The organism is Variovorax sp. GW821-FHT10D07 (genome assembly GCF_059415325.1).
Genome location: NZ_JBWKMZ010000025.1, coordinates 78,456 through 93,186, shown reverse-complemented (window position 1 = coordinate 93,186; position 14,731 = coordinate 78,456). Strand labels below are relative to the sequence as shown.

The following is a 14,731-nucleotide window of genomic DNA, read 5'->3' as shown; positions in this document are numbered from 1 at the left end:
GTGCACAGGGCAGCGGGTGCTTCCCGCAGCGAAATCAAGGAGGAGGCCGAAGGCCGGGGGACATTCGCGGAGGGAAGCACCCGCTGTCCTGTGAACGCGCCCCGGCGCCCCCCAAAACCGCTGTTTACGAAGGAAAACACCTACCGAAACGACATTGCGAACCAATTGGTGTATCGATACAGTAAATCGTTCCACCAAAAGGGCGTTCCGACCCACAGGAGACAAGCCATGACCTCGATTTCACGCCGCCGCTTCGTCCAGTCATCGTCAGCCCTGCCGCTCGCGATGGCGGCCGCCGGCACGGGATTCACGCCCTTCGTTGCCGCGCAGGACAAGACCGTCGCGCTGCGCCTGTCGTCCTCGCACGTCGCCGACCTCAACTCCTCGCACTTCGCGTGGAACCAGCTCATGCAGGTCAACCTCAAGAAGGCCGTCGGCGAGCGCATCCGCATCGACTACTTTCCCAACAACCAGCTCGGCAAGGAAAGCGACGTCGTCCAGCAGGTCAAGGTCGGGTCCATCGACATGATGCTCACCGGCTCCTCGATCTGGGCCACGGTCACGCCGCAGTTCGGCATGCTCGACCTCGGCTACCTGTTCGACAGCTACGAGCACGTCGCCAAGGCCCTCGACGGCGGCGTGGGCGCCAAGCTCAACGACATGCTCGTCAAGAGCACCGGCTGCCAGGTCATCACCTGGGGCCAGCACTACGGTGCGCGCAACGTCTACACCAAGCAGCCCGTCAAGTCGCTGGCCGAGGTGAAGAACGTCAAGCTGCGCGTGCTGCCCACGCCCGCCTTCATCGAGACCTTCAAGATCATGGGCGCCATCCCCACGCCCATCTCCTTCGGCGAGCTCTACATGGCTGCGCAGACCGGCGTCGTCGACGGCTTCGAACACGATGCCGCCACCGTGCTCGCGAGCAAGCTCAACGAGGTCGTCAAGCACTGCTGGATGACCGAGCACCTGTTCAGCCCCATGGTCTGCATCGCCGGGCGCCGCGCCATGGACCGCATTCCGGCCGACCTGCGCCCGGCCTTCCTCAAGGCCGCGGCCGAATCGACCGCGCAGCAGCGCCAGATCGGCGCCGAGAAAGGGCAGGGCGCCATCGAGGAACTGAAGAAGCTGGGCCTGAGCTTCACGCCGATGGCGAAGAACGAGCGCGACCAGGTGCGCAAGGAGATGGAGGCCAAGCTCTGGTCGGCCTTCGCCAAGCAGTATCCCGAGACCGGACCGCTGTTCGCCGCCATCAACGCCGCCCGCGCCTGACCGCATGTCCAGCGTCCTGCCCCCGATGGCCCCGGTCACGCCCGTTTTGCCGCCCCTGGCGCCGCTGCCGGCCGCGGGCCACGGCCACGATCCGCGCGCCCTGGGCTTCAGCACCGCCCACCCCGCGGGCCGTGGCCTCGCCTGGCTCACGCGCGCCATGGAGAACGTGGCGGGTGTCGTGCTCGCGATCGATGTTCTCATCGTCTTCGTCTCGGTCGTGTTCCGCTACTTCCTGCACGACCCCTTCGACTGGGCCGAGGAGGTCGCGCGCGCGCTGATGGTGATCCAGGTCTTCTTCGGCGCCGCCACCGTGCTCGCGCGCAGCCAGCACGTGGGCGTCGACCTGTTCCGCGGCCTGCTGCCCGCGCGCTGGCAGCCCGCGCTGATCCAGTTCGGCAACTGGATCGTGGTCGGCGTCTCGGCCAGCCTGCTCGCCTCGTCGTGGGAACTGCTGCTCGACGCCTACAACATGACCACCCCGATCGGCCTGCCGCAGTGGATCTACGTCTACCCGGTGGTCATCGGCAGCCTGTTCATGACCTTGTTCGGCCTCGCCAACGCCGTCAACGGACCGGCCCGGCGCGTCTGGAGCACCCTGGCCGTCGGCATCGCGCTCACCGCCGCCGTCGTGGGCTGGAACACCTTCGTGCCCGGCCACGCCATCGCGCCCTGGATGCTGCTGACCGCCGGCTTCCTCGGCGGCCTGATGCTCGGCGTGCCGATCGCCTTCGTACTCGCGCTCTCGTCGCTGGTGTTCTTCATGGCCGATCCCTCGTTGCCGATGCTGGTCTATTCGCAGCAGGTCATGGCCGGCACCGACCACTACGTGCTGCTCGCCATTCCCTTCTTCGTGCTGGCCGGCCTGCTGATGGAATCCAACGGCATGTCCTCGCGGCTGATCGAGCTGTTGCTGCGCATGTTCGGCCGCCTGCGCGGCGGCCTGGGCCTGATCACCATCACGGCCACCGCCTTCTTCTCGGGCGTCTCGGGCTCCAAGCTGGCCGACATCGCCGCGGTCGGCGGCATCATCATGCCGGCCGTGCGCAAGACGAAACAGGACCCGAACGAAACCGCCGGCCTGCTGGCCTGCACCGCGGTGATGGCCGAGACCATCCCGCCGTGCATCAACATGATCATCATGGGCTTCGTCGCCAACATCTCGATCGCCGGGCTGTTCATGGCCGGCCTCGTGCCCGCCGTGGTGCTCGCGCTCTCGCTGGCCGCGGTCACCATCTACGTCGGCGCGCGCATCGACCCCGACCAGGCCTTCGACGTGCGCACGCCCATGTTCCGCCTGCTCGGCGGCGCGCTGGTCGCGCTGGTGATGGTGGCGATGATCGGCAAGGGCGTGACCTCGGGCGTCGCGACCTCGACCGAGGTCTCGTCCTTCGCCGTGGTCTATGCGCTGGTGGTGGGCTGGCTGGCCTTCCGCGAGCTCACCTGGTCGTCGGTGGCGCGGCTGTTCGTGCGTTCGGCCTCGATGGCGGGCAGCATCCTGTTCATCGTGGCGGCCGCGTCCAGCCTCTCGTTTGCGCTGACAATCCAGCAGATCCCGCAGTACCTGTCGTCGTTCATGATCGAGTTCGCGCACGCATGGGGCAGCACCATGTTCGTGATGCTCTCGGTGCTGATCATGATCGTGTTCGGCGCCATCCTCGAGGGCGCGCCCGCGCTCATCATCTTCGGGCCGTTGCTGACACCGATCGCGGCGCAGCTGGGCGTCAATCCGCTGCACTTCGGCACCGTGATGGTCATCGCCATGGGCTTCGGCCTGTTCGCGCCGCCGGTGGGGCTGGGCCTGTTCGCCACCTGCGCCATCACCGGCACCCAGGTGAAGGACGTGGCGCGGCCGATGATGAAATACCTCGCGGTGCTGTTCGTCACCCTGGTGCTGCTGGTGCTGGTGCCGGCCTTCTCGGTCTGGCTGCCCACGCGCATGGGGCTGTGACGACACACGACCGCAGGACCGCGATGAAGAACCCGAAAGGACCCCGAAAACCGTGAGCAGAATCAGCGATGTCGCCCAGCGGGCGGGTGTTTCGACCAGCACCGTGTCGAACGTGTTGAACGGCCGCGTGGACCGCATGGCGGCCGCCACCCTCGAGCGGGTGCAGGACGCCATCCGCGACCTCAAGTACCGGCCCAACACCTCGGCGCGGCAGCTCAAGACCGGCCACACGCCGCTGATCGGCCTGCTGGTGCCGTCGATGGCCAACCCGATGTACGGCTTCATCGCGCGCGAGGTCGAGACGCTGGCGCAGGAGCGCTACGGCTTCCGCATCATGATCGGCAACACCTACCGCGAGAAGGAACGCGAGGCGCGCTTCTTCGAGGACCTGATGGCGCACGGCGTGCGCGGCGTGATCATCATCTCGTCGCTGATCGACGAGCAGCACGTCGAGGCCGCGGCCGAGCGCGGCCTGGTGGTGGTGAGCTACGACCGACGCGCCACGCCCGGCGAGGCCTCGGTGATCGACCACGTCACGGTCGACAGCTTCGAGTCCTCGCGCATCGCCACCGCGCACCTGATCGAACGGGGCCACCGGCGGCTGGCCTTCGTCACGCCCTCGGGGCGCACCATGAGCCGCAACGAGAAGATCCAGGGCTTTCTCGCGGCCGCGCGCGCGGCCGGCCTCGAGGCCAGCGCGCGCGTGGTCGAGGGCCTGCCGGTCGACGAGTACGGCGACTCGATGATGAGCGAGCTCGGTCGCACCCAGGCCAGCCAGCTCGCGCAGCTGCCCGAGCGGCCCACCGGCGTGGTCGGCGTCAACGACCTGCTGGCCTACGGCTTGATGGCGGGCTTTCGCGATGCCGGGCTTGCGGTGCCCGACGACGTGTCGGTGGTCGGCATCGACAACGTGTTCCTCTCCACCCTGATGTACCCCGCGATGACCTCGGTGCGCGTGCCGGTGCCCGAGATGGCGCAGGTGATGGTCGAGCGCGTGATGAGCCGCCTGGCCGACGGCGCGCTGCCCGCGGGCGAGTTCCTGTTCGCGCCCACGCTGGTGGCGCGCGACTCGGTGGCGCCGCCGCGCGGCTGAGGCCGTCTTCTTCTTTCTTCCTGCCTTGTCCATGACCACGGTTTTCGTCAGCCATCCCCAGAGCAAGCTCGCCCACTACTTCGGCGAACGCGCCAGCACCGCGCTGCGCGCCTTCGCGCAGGTGCGCTTCAACCCCGAGGACCGCGATCTCTCGTCGCAAGAGATCGCCGAACTGGCGCGCGACTGCGACGCCATCGTCTCCTACCGCCAGACCGTGGGCGACGAGGCGCTGTTCGCCGCGCTGCCCAGGCTGCAGGCCTTCGTGCGCTGCGCCATCGACATCCGCAACATCGACCTGGCGGCCGCGAGCCGCCACGGCGTGCTGGTGACGCAGGCCAGCGCGGGCTTCATCGCCTCGGTGTCCGAATGGATCGTGGGCGCGATGATCGACCTCGCGCGCGGCATCAGCGCCTCGACCGCGCTCTACCACGCGGGCCTGCCGGTGCCGCCCGCCATGGGCCGCGAGCTGCGCGGCGCCACGCTCGGCGTGATCGGCTACGGCCAGATCGCGCGCTACCTCTGCACCGTGGCGCAGGCACTCGGCATGCGCGTGGTGGTGCACGATCCCTTCGCGGTGGTGGCGCAGGCCGGCATCGTGCAGGCCGGCTTCGACGAGCTGCTCGCGCAGTCCGACTTCGTGGTCTGCCTCGCGGCGGCCACCGAAGACACCGAGAACCTCATGAACGCCGCTGCTTTCGCGGCCATGCAGCCCGGTGCCTTCTTCATCAATGCCGCGCGCGGCAACCTCGTCGACGAGGACGCGCTGGTCGCCGCACTCGACGCCGGCACGATCGCGGGCTGCGCGCTCGACGTGGGCCGCGCGCCCGACCAGATGCCGTCGCCCGCGGTGGCGCGCCATCCGCGCGCGATCGCCACGCCGCACATCGGCGGCCTCACGCCGCCCGCGGTCGAGCACCAGGCGATGGAAACCGTGTCGCAGCTGGCCGAGATCTTCCAGGGCCGGGTGCCGAAGGGCGCGGTGAATGCCACCGAAGCCCATCGCTGGCGCCAGGCCTTCGGCGTGCCAGCCTGATCCCATTCCCATCCACCGAGAGCCCCCATGGAATCGACCCGGAACGCGCGCTATGCCGGCGCCTGCGACTGCCATGTCCACATCTACGAAGACCGCTTCCCGCTGATCCCGAACGTCGCCTGGGTGCCGCCGCATTCGCCGGTGTCGGCCTACCGCGAGCAGGTGCAGCAGCCGCTGGGCATCGAGCGCGCGGTGGTGGTGCAGCCCACGGGCTACGGCTTCGACAACCGCTGCACCCTCGACGCGCTCGCGCAGTTCGGCGAGGCGGCGCGCGGCATCGCGCTGCTGGCGCCCGATGCGCCCGACGCCGAGATCGCGCGCCTGCATGCGGGCGGCATGCGCGGCGTGCGCTACATGATGATCGGCGGCGTGCTGGGCTGGGAGTCGCTGCCGGGCATGGCCGCGCGCATGGCCGATGCCGACTGGATGATCAACCTGCAGCTCGACGGCCGCACCATGCCCGAGCACGAGGAGGTGCTCCGGAAGCTGCCGTGCCGGCTGGTGCTCGACCACAACGGCAAGTTCCTCGAGCCGGTGGCGCCCAGCCATCCCTCGTTCCAGTCGCTGCTGCGCGTGATCGACGCGGGCCGCGTGTGGATCAAGCTCTCGGCGCCCTACGAGACCTCGAAGAGCGGCGCGCCCGGCTACGACGACGTGAGCCTGCTCGCGCGCACGCTGGCCGAGACCTTTCCCGAGCGCTGCCTGTGGGCCAGCAACTGGCCGCACCCGGGACGCGATCCGCGCCCCGAGAGCGCGCCGCTGTACGACCTGCTGTTCTCGTGGGCCACGAGCGAGGACACGCGCCGGCGCATCCTGGTCGACAACCCGGCCGCGCTGTACGGGTTCAAGGCCTGACGCGGGCCCGGGGAGGGCGGATCCGAAGCCCGCCATAATCGGCGCTCCCGTCTTCTTGAACCGCCTCAGGTCAGCCACGCCGCGTCGAAGCCAACCTGCCTCCTGGACTTCGACCCACCCTTGCCGGTGCCGGCGCGCCCGTGTTCGAACGCTATTACCGCGAACTGCTGAACTTCCTGTCCCGCAAGGTGCCGGACCGCGCCACCGCGGCCGACCTCGCGCAGGAGAGCTATGCGCGCGTCTACGAGGCGCAGCGCGCGGGCAGCGTGGTGCGCGATCCGCGGGCGCTGCTCTACCGGGTCGCGCGCAACCTCGTCACCGACCATCACCGGCGCAGCAGCGTGCGCGCCGGGCTGGCGGACGCCGAGACCGAGGACGGCCTGGGCGAGCCCGACGACTGCATGGGCCCCGCGAGCTTCGAGCCCGACGCGGCGCTGGCCTCGAGCCAAGGACTGGCCGCGATGATCGCCGCGATCGACGGCTTGCCGCCGCGCTGCCGCGAGGCCTTCGTGCTCTACAAGTTCGACGGGCTCTCGTATGCCGAGGTCGCCGAGCGCATGGGCATCTCGGTGCGCACGGTCGAGATGCAGCTGCGCATCGCGATGGCGGCCTGCTGGGACTGCCTGGAGCGTGGCGGGAAATGAAGACAGCCACGATGAACCGAAGAATGACCGCGTCCTACAGGGTTGGCGCCCGTTCGTGCGTCTCCATCTCCAGGGACGCCCTCGCCACATGAATTCGACGCCATCACCGGAAGACGCATCGCGCCTGCGAGAGGAGGTGCTCGACTGGTTCGTACGCCGCCAGCGCGAGGGCTGGAGCGCCAGCGAGGAGCGCGAGTTCCAGGGTTGGCTGGTGGCCGACCCGCATCGCGCCGAGGCCTGGCGTGCCTGGGCGTCACGCTGGCGGGCCGTCGACGCGATCCCGGCCGCGACCGTGGCCGGCTGGCGCGAAGGCTTCGCGGGCCGCGCTGCCGCGCCCACGCGGCGCGGCTTCATGAAACCGGCGCTGGCGCTGGCCGCCACCGGCATGGCCGTCGGCGCCGGCTACCTGGGCTGGCGCGAGCTGCAGGCGCAGCCGGTGTTCGTGCAGGCCTTCGCCACCCGGCGCGGCCAGCAGCTCGACCTGCCGCTGCCCGACGGCACGCGCCTGCGGCTCGACACCGCGACCCGGATCGAGGTGCAGCTGTTCCGCGACCGGCGCGAGGTGCGGCTGCTCGAGGGGCAGGCGGTGTTCGCCGTGCAGTCCGATGCAGAGCGGCCGTTCTCGGTGCTGGCCGGGCCGCTGGAGGTGCGCGTGGTCGGCACCCGTTTCGCCGTGCGCCACACGCCGGGAATCGACGGCGCGGACGGCACGCGGGTGTCGGTGGACGAGGGCCGGGTGCGGGTGGCGCGGCGCGACCGCGCGCAGGACGGCGCCTGGGCCGAGCCCTCGGCGGCGAGCCTGCGCGAGGCGGTCTTCCTGGTCGCCGGCCAGCAGCTCGAGAGCGATGCCCGGGGCCTGCCGGGCCCGGTGGCGGCGGTGCCGGGCGAGGGCATCGCGCCCTGGCGCGAGCACCGGCTGAGCTTCGTCGACACGCCGCTGGCGCGCGCGCTGGCCGAGCTCGAGCGCTACGGCAACACCGGCCTGGTGGTGAACGATCCGGCCGTGGCGGCGTTGCGGCTGACCGGCACCTTCGATCCGCGCGATGCGCGCACCCTGCGCCGCGCGCTGCCGAGCGCCTTGCCGGTGCGGCTGAAGCAGGCCGGCGCGGTCACCGAACTGGTCGCCGCGCACTGAGAAAGAGGCGCCGCGACCCGGCGCCGAAAAAATTTTCCGTGGGACTACGGTATTTCCCACGGGTCGTGCGTCAACCCAGATGAGAACTATTTGTATTTAAAGTCTGGAAACGTAGATGAACCGCTTGACATCGAAGCCGGCACCGCTGGCCCTGGCCCTGGCGCTCGCGCTGGCCCACCTGACCGCATCGGCCCAGGCGCTGCCGGCCGACCCGGTGCCGATCCGCATCGCGGCCCAGCCGCTGGCCCAGGCGCTCAACGACTGGGCGCGCCAGACCGGCGTGCAGCTAGTGGTGCAGCAGAGCCTGGTGGCGGGCAAGACCGCGCCGGCGGTCGCGGGCCGGCTCGCGCCGCGCCAGGCGCTCGACCAGCTGCTGGCCGGCAGCGGCCTGGCGGCCAGCGTGGAGGGCAACGCCGTGGTCATCCGCACCCTGGTGCCGGGCGCTTCCAATGCGTCGCTGCCGGCCGTCACCGTGCAGGCCGAGGGCGAGCAGAGCGCCACCAGCCGGGTGCAGGGCTACGTGGCCCGGCGCAGCGCCACCGGCACCAAGACCGACACGCCGATCATCGAGACGCCGCAGTCGATCTCGGTGATCACGGCCGACCGCATCGAGGCCATGGGCGCCACCAACCTCAAGGACGCGCTGGGCTACACGCCGGGCGTGTCGACCACCACCTACGGCGCCGACTCGCGCTACGACTGGATCTCGCTGCGCGGCTTCGATGCCTACTCGCCGGGCTTCTACCTCGACGGCCTGCCGCTGCGCAACAACGGCACCTGGGGGGTGTGGCGCACCGAGAACTACGGCGCCGAGCGCATCGAGCTGCTGCGCGGCCCCTCGTCGGTGCTCTACGGCATGAGCGGCCCGGGCGGGGTGGTCAACGTGGTCAGCAAGCGGCCCACGGCCGAGCCGGTGCGCGAGCTGCAGGTGCAGTTCGGCGACAACGCGCGGCGCCAGATCGCGGGCGACTTCGCGGGCCAGCTCGATGCCGAGGGCAAGCTGCTCTACCGCATCACCGGCGTGCTGCGCGATGCGCAGCTGCCGGCCGCGAAGGAGGCCGACGACCATGGCTACATCGCGCCCTCGCTGACCTGGAAGCCCTCGGCCGACACCAGCCTCACGCTGATGTCGATGTTCACGCGCACGCGCGGTGGCGTCTACACGCGCGCGCGGCCCACCATCGGTTCGCTCGAGCCCACCGCGATCGGCACCTACATCCCGTCGAAGCTGTTCACCGGCGAACCCGGCTTCGACCAGTTCAACCAGGACCAGCGGATGATCGGCTACCAGTTCGAGCACCGCATCGACGGCACCTTCACCGTACGGCAGAACGCGCGCTACGCGGCGCAGAAGCTCGACTACCGCGGCGTGCAGGCCTCGGGCTTCGTGAGCCTGAACCCCGACGACGCCAACGACATCGCCAACTTCACGCAGCTCTCGCGCAGCGTGTTCGGCAGCCGCGAGAACATCGGCGCGGTGGCGCTCGACAACCAGCTGCAGGCCGATTTCCGCACCGGCGACGTGACGCACAAGCTGCTGGTGGGGCTGGACTACCAGCGCACCCGCATCGACCAGGTCACTTTCAGCGGCGGCAGCGCGCCGCCGCTGAACATTTACGCGCCGGTCCATGGCGGTGCCTACGACATCCCGGCGCCGTACTTCGACGGCATCACGCGGCTGAACCAGACCGGCCTCTACCTGCAGGACCAGATCAAGTGGGGCGAGCGCTGGTCGCTGACCCTGGGCGGGCGCTACGACGATGCCGAGAGCTCGGTATTCAGCCGCCTCGACGGCTCGACCCAGCGCATGCGCGACCACAAGTTCACCAGCCGCGCCGGCCTGGTCTACCTGCACCCGAGCGGCTGGGCGCCGTACCTGAGCTACACCGAGTCGTTCGCGCCGACCGCCACCATCGACCCGGTCTCGGGCAACCCCTTCAAGCCCGAGGGCGGCAAGCAATACGAAGCCGGCGTGCGCTACCAGCCGCCCGGCGGCAAGGCGCTCTACAGCGCCGCCGTCTTCGACCTGAAGCGCAACAACTACATCAGCTACGACGCCGACTTCGTGCCCAAGCAGACCGGCGAGATCTCGGTGCGCGGCCTCGAGCTCGAGGCCACGGCCGAACTGGTGCCGCGGCTGAACTTCACGGCCTCGTATGCCTACACGCCGCGCGCCATCGTCACGGCCAGCGCCAACAGCGCCGAGATCGGCAAGCAGGCCACCGCGGTGCCGCGCCACCGCTTCGCGGTCTGGGCCGACTACCGCTTCGCCAACGGCGTGAAGCTGGGCCTGGGCGCGCGCTACACCGGCACCAACTACGGCGACGGCGAATCCACCGCGCCGACCAAGGTGCCGGCGGTGACCGTGTTCGACGCCATGGTCGGCTACGACATCGACCGCTGGAGCCTCGCGCTCAACCTGCGCAACCTCACCAACAAGACCTACTTCGCGAACTGCGGCTACGTGGCCTGCTACTACGGCTACCCGCGCACCGCGGTGGCCACGGCCACCTACCGCTGGTAGGCCTCAGGAGCGCGGCATCAGCTCGTAGAAGTCGAAGCCGTTGCTGCGTCCGCCGAGGCAGCCGGCCAGCGTGTCCTCGACCTTGCGCCACAGCGCGAGCCGGTTGCGCCACTTGCGCACGCTGTGGCCCTCGTCGGGAAAGCTCAGGAAGTCCACCGGCCGGCCGAGCCGGCGCAGCTCGGCCACCACGTCGTCGGAATCCTTGCGCAGCACGCGCACGTCGTTGGCGCCGTGGATCACCAGCAGCGGCGCCTCGATGCGCTCGAGCTGCGACACCGGCGAATCGCGCAGCATGCGCGCGCGTTCCTCGGGCTGGTTCACGTCGCCGAAGAAGCGCGCGAAGTAGTGGCGGTTGCGCCAGAACGGCGGCCAGTTCTCGATCACGCGCGGCCAGTTGGCCACGCCGACGATGTCGATGCCGCAGCGGTAGTCGTGCGGCTTGCGGATCAGCTGCGAGAGCACCGAGAAGCCGCCGAAGCTGGCGCCCAGCACCGCCATGCGCCGCGGATCGGCCACGCCCTGGTCGATGGCCCATTGCGCGGCCTCGGCGATGTCCTGCTGCAGCCGGCCGCTGGTCTGGCCCGCGCCGGCCATCATGAAGGCGCGGCCGTAGCCGCTCGAGCCGCGGTAGTTGACCTGCAGCACCGCATAGCCGCGGTTGGTGAGCATCTGCACGGTGTTGAAGCCCGCGGGCAGCCAGCTGTCGCGCGTCCACGGGCCGCCATGAATGCTGATCACCAGCGGCGCCGGGCCCTGCACGCCGCGCGGGCGCGCGAGGTAGCCGTGGACCTGCAGGCCGTCGGAGGCCTTGAACGCGAAGGGCTCAGTCGGCGAGAAGAAGTCGTCGCCGTTCTCGCGCGGCGCCGGTGTGAGGCGTGCCAGCGCCTGGCTGTCGCGGTCGAGCAGCAGTTCGACCGTGCCGGTCTCGGTGACCGCGCGCAGCACCATGCGCCGCTGGTCGAACGTGCTGCTCTGCGGGCGCGCGATCACGGGCTCGGTGGCGAGCCAGCCGCGCTCGCGCGCAAGCTTCATGGCGGCGGTCACCTCCGCGTCGAGCGTGGCGTCGAGGTAGCGGATGCGCGGGCGGCCGGGTTCGGAGGTCCAGGCCTGCGGCGCGCCCTCGTTCGGCGGGAAATAGACGGCCCCGAGGTCGACCTGCGCATCCTCGGCCAGCACCTTCTCGGCGCCGGTGGCCAGGCCGGCCTCGACCAGCGCCAGCTTGTCGCGCCCGATGTTGCCGAGCGCCCAGAGCCGGCCGCTGGCGCGGTCGATGCGCAGCGGCGCGTAGGCGTCGAAGGCCTCGATGGTCTTGAAGGGGCGCCAGCTGCCGTCGGCCTGGCGCAGTTCCATCAGCAGGTCGGAGCCGTCGACGCTGCCGAGCTGGCGCATGCGCGCGGCCGGCTCGCGCCGGGTGTCGATGTACCAGGCGACCACGCGGCTGCCGGACTCGCCGCGCGCCACCTCGCGCACGCTGCGGGTGCGCGGGTCGGCCTCGAACAGGTCGAGGCTGGTGCGGTCGTTGCGGTTGCTCGTGAAGAAGAAGTTCGGGCTGCCGGGCGCGCCGCCGATGACGCCGGCCGAGCGCACGCCGGGCCAGGGCGTGACGGCCCAGGGCCGGGCCTCGGGCGACTGGCTGTCGAGCACGAAGATCTGCGTGTTCTCGTCGCCGCTCGCGTCCTTGAGGTAAGCGATGTGGCGGCTGTCGGGCAGCCATGTGTAGGCGGACGCGTTCGCCAGCGTGCCGGTGGCGAAGCTGCGCGTGCTGGCCGACTGCACCGTGGCCGCGTCGGCGCTGTCGCGCACGGCCAGGCCCACGTCGGTGCCGACGGTCTGCACCCACAGCAGCTTGCGGCCATCGGGCGACAGCACGTGACCGCCGACCGTGTCGACATTGGCGACGAAGCGGCGCATCGGCACCGGCGGCGGCAGGGTCCGGTCCTGGCTGGCCTGGACCAGCGCCGGATGGGTGGGCGCGGTGGCGCAGGCGGACAGCAGCAACGCGCCGGCGGCGCAAGCCAGGGCGAGCAGGGCGGTGGGGCGAACGTCGCGGCGCATGGTTCCGGTTCCTGGAGACGGTGGCCGCCGATTGTGCGAAGCCCGACCTTGGGCGAAGCCAAAGATGGCACGTTCGTCTTTGGCTGGCCCCAAGGTCCGCGCGCGCACAATCGCCGCGTGCACATCCTGCTGATCGAAGACGACCTCGACCTGGGCCGCGCGCTGCAGGCCGCACTCAAGGTGGACGGCCTCACGAGCGAATGGCTGCGCCGCGCCCGCGACGCGCCGCGCGTGCCCGACGCGGCCGCGTTCGACTGCGTGCTGCTCGACCTCTCGCTGCCCGACGGCAACGGCTTCGAACTGCTGGCACGCTGGCGCAGCGAGGGCGGCACGGTGCCGGTGATCGTCATCACGGCGCGCTCGGCGGTCGAGGACCGGCTGGCCGGCCTCGACGGCGGCGCCGACGACTTCGTCATCAAGCCCTTCGCCACCGCCGAGCTGATCTCGCGCATCCGCGCGGTGCTGCGGCGCTCGGCGCGCCAGGCCAGCGAGGTCTGGACGCTGGGGCCGCTGTCGATCGCGCCGCGGCGCCACCAGGCCGCGCTGGCGGGCAGCGCGCTCGAGCTGTCCCCGCGCGAATTCAGGCTGCTGCTCGAGCTGGCGCGCGAGCCCGGCGCCGTGGTCGCCAAGGGCGTGCTCGCGCAGCGGCTGGAACCGCTGGGCGAGCCGCTGGACTTCGCGGCGGTCGAGGTCCACGTGTCGAACCTGCGGCGCAAGATCGGCGCCACGCGCGTGCACACGGTGCGCGGCGTGGGCTACATGCTGACGCCATGAGCCGTCCGCTCTTCGCCTGGCCCGGCCCGAGCATCGGCCGGCGCGTCCTGGCCGCGATGCTGATCGCCTTCGTCGGCGTCTGGCTGATGCTGCTGGCCTATTTCTACGTCGAGTTCCGCCAGGCGCTCGCGGTCGACCAGGGACTGAAGAAGCTGGGCCGCGCGATGAGCGCCTCGCTGCGCGAGGTCGACAGCGACGCGCAGGCGGTGGGCGTGATGCGCTCGACCGCGACCCAGTTCAGGACCCTGCGCATCAGCGGCAATCCGGGCGGCAGCGTGTGGATGGAACTGCGCCGGCGCGACGATGGCGCGGTGCTCTACCGCTCGGCCTCGCTCGGCGACCGGGTGCTCGACGCGCCGGCGTCGCAGGTGATCGAGCGCGATTTCGACGGCATCTCGTACTGGGTCCATGGCAGCGAGGCCGGCCGCTGGCGGCTCCAGCTCGCCGAGCCGCGCATCACGGGCCGGTGGGTGCTCGAGCGCAACGCCACGCGCCTGCTGCCCTATCTGCTGCTGGCCTTCCCGATCGTGCTGCTGCCGGTGTGGCTGGCGGTGCGGCTCGGGCTGCGGCCGCTGCAGCGGCTGGCCGACCTCATCGCGCGGCGCGGCAGCAGCGACCTGTCGCCGATCGGCTACGACCCGCCCCAGGCCGAGCTCAAGCCGCTGACCTCGGCGCTCGAACGCATGCTGCGCCAGCTGCGCGACAAGCTCACGCAGGAGCGCGCCTTCGTGCACGACGCGGCGCACGAGCTGCGCACGCCGATGGCGGTGATCGCCGCGCAGGCCCATGCGCTGGCGGGCGCGGCCGATGCCGCCGAGCGCGAGCGCGCGCAACTGCACCTGGAGCAGGCGATCGCGCGCGCCTCGCATCTCACGCAGCAGCTGCTCGACCTGGCGCTGCTCGACGATGCGCAGCCCTCGGCGCCGAAGCGCGTCGACGTGGCGCAGTTCGCGCGCGGGCTGCTCGCGCAGGCGGCGCCGCAGGCCATGGCACGCGGCATCGAGCTGGCGCTCGAGGCGCCCGACAGCCTGCCGGCCGAGGTCGACGTGCCGGCGCTGCAGTCGGTGCTCGAGAACCTGCTGCACAACGCGATCCGCCATGTGCCCGACGGCGCGCAGGTGGCGATGACGCTGCGTGTGGAAGACGGCCACCTCGCGCTGCTGGTGGCCGACGACGGGCCCGGCATTCCCGCGGCCGAGCGCGAGCGGGTGTTCGAGCGCTTCCACCGCGGCGAGGGCGCGTACGAGACGCCGGGCTCGGGCCTGGGCCTCGCGATCGTGAAACAGGCGGTGCACCGCATGGGCGGCGAGGTGGCCATCGTCGACGGCCTGGCGCCGGGGCGCGGCGTGGGTTTCAGCGTCCGGCTGCCGCTCGCGGGCCGCACGAACACTTACGGCTGAA

General features: G+C 70.9%; 11 protein-coding genes. 10 read left to right on the top strand and 1 reads right to left on the bottom strand.

The window, feature by feature from the left end; translation table 11 throughout:
• Nucleotides 1–228 precede the first annotated feature (228 nt).
• From AC07PU_RS40485 to AC07PU_RS40450, 8 genes are all read left to right on the top strand, one after another.
• A complete protein-coding gene (locus AC07PU_RS40485) occupies nucleotides 229–1,269 on the top strand; it encodes a TRAP transporter substrate-binding protein (RefSeq protein WP_495323460.1) in 1,041 nt (346 codons plus the stop codon).
• 4 nt (nucleotides 1,270–1,273) lie between these two features.
• Nucleotides 1,274–3,217: a TRAP transporter large permease gene (locus AC07PU_RS40480; protein ID WP_495323459.1), complete on the top strand. Its 1,944-nt coding sequence runs from the start codon at nucleotides 1,274–1,276 to the stop codon at nucleotides 3,215–3,217.
• A 52-nt stretch (nucleotides 3,218–3,269) separates the two neighbouring features.
• The gene (locus AC07PU_RS40475) at nucleotides 3,270–4,310 is read left to right on the top strand and encodes a LacI family DNA-binding transcriptional regulator (protein WP_296782655.1); all 1,041 of its coding nucleotides are present in this window, start codon (nucleotides 3,270–3,272) and stop codon (nucleotides 4,308–4,310) included.
• Between the two features lie 31 nt (nucleotides 4,311–4,341).
• Entirely contained in the window at nucleotides 4,342–5,343 is a 1,002-nt protein-coding gene (locus tag AC07PU_RS40470) for a hydroxyacid dehydrogenase (RefSeq protein ID WP_495323458.1), read from the top strand.
• 27 nt (nucleotides 5,344–5,370) lie between these two features.
• Nucleotides 5,371–6,198, top strand: coding sequence for an amidohydrolase family protein (locus AC07PU_RS40465; RefSeq protein ID WP_495323457.1), 828 nt, complete (start codon nucleotides 5,371–5,373; stop codon nucleotides 6,196–6,198).
• A gap of 140 nt (nucleotides 6,199–6,338) precedes the next feature.
• On the top strand, nucleotides 6,339–6,842 hold the full coding sequence (locus AC07PU_RS40460; protein ID WP_495323456.1) for an RNA polymerase sigma factor: 504 nt from the start codon (nucleotides 6,339–6,341) through the stop codon (nucleotides 6,840–6,842).
• A gap of 88 nt (nucleotides 6,843–6,930) precedes the next feature.
• Complete coding sequence (locus AC07PU_RS40455) at nucleotides 6,931–7,977, top strand: FecR family protein (protein WP_495323455.1); 1,047 nt, start codon at nucleotides 6,931–6,933, stop codon at nucleotides 7,975–7,977.
• 115 nt (nucleotides 7,978–8,092) lie between these two features.
• A complete protein-coding gene (locus AC07PU_RS40450; RefSeq protein WP_495323454.1) occupies nucleotides 8,093–10,501 on the top strand; it encodes a TonB-dependent siderophore receptor in 2,409 nt (802 codons plus the stop codon).
• A 3-nt stretch (nucleotides 10,502–10,504) separates the two neighbouring features.
• Here AC07PU_RS40450 and AC07PU_RS40445 read toward each other — a convergent pair whose 3' ends face one another.
• The gene (locus AC07PU_RS40445; protein ID WP_495323453.1) at nucleotides 10,505–12,556 is read right to left on the bottom strand and encodes a S9 family peptidase; all 2,052 of its coding nucleotides are present in this window, start codon (nucleotides 12,554–12,556) and stop codon (nucleotides 10,505–10,507) included.
• Between the two features lie 117 nt (nucleotides 12,557–12,673).
• Here AC07PU_RS40445 and AC07PU_RS40440 point away from each other — a divergent pair, with 117 nt between their 5' ends.
• Together AC07PU_RS40440 and AC07PU_RS40435 are read left to right on the top strand one after the other, a co-directional pair.
• The gene (locus tag AC07PU_RS40440; RefSeq protein ID WP_495323452.1) at nucleotides 12,674–13,330 is read left to right on the top strand and encodes a response regulator; all 657 of its coding nucleotides are present in this window, start codon (nucleotides 12,674–12,676) and stop codon (nucleotides 13,328–13,330) included.
• The gene (locus AC07PU_RS40435) at nucleotides 13,327–14,730 is read left to right on the top strand and encodes a sensor histidine kinase (RefSeq protein WP_495323451.1); all 1,404 of its coding nucleotides are present in this window, start codon (nucleotides 13,327–13,329) and stop codon (nucleotides 14,728–14,730) included. Before AC07PU_RS40440 ends, AC07PU_RS40435 begins: the two co-directional genes overlap by 4 nt.
• Nucleotide 14,731 lies beyond the last annotated feature (1 nt).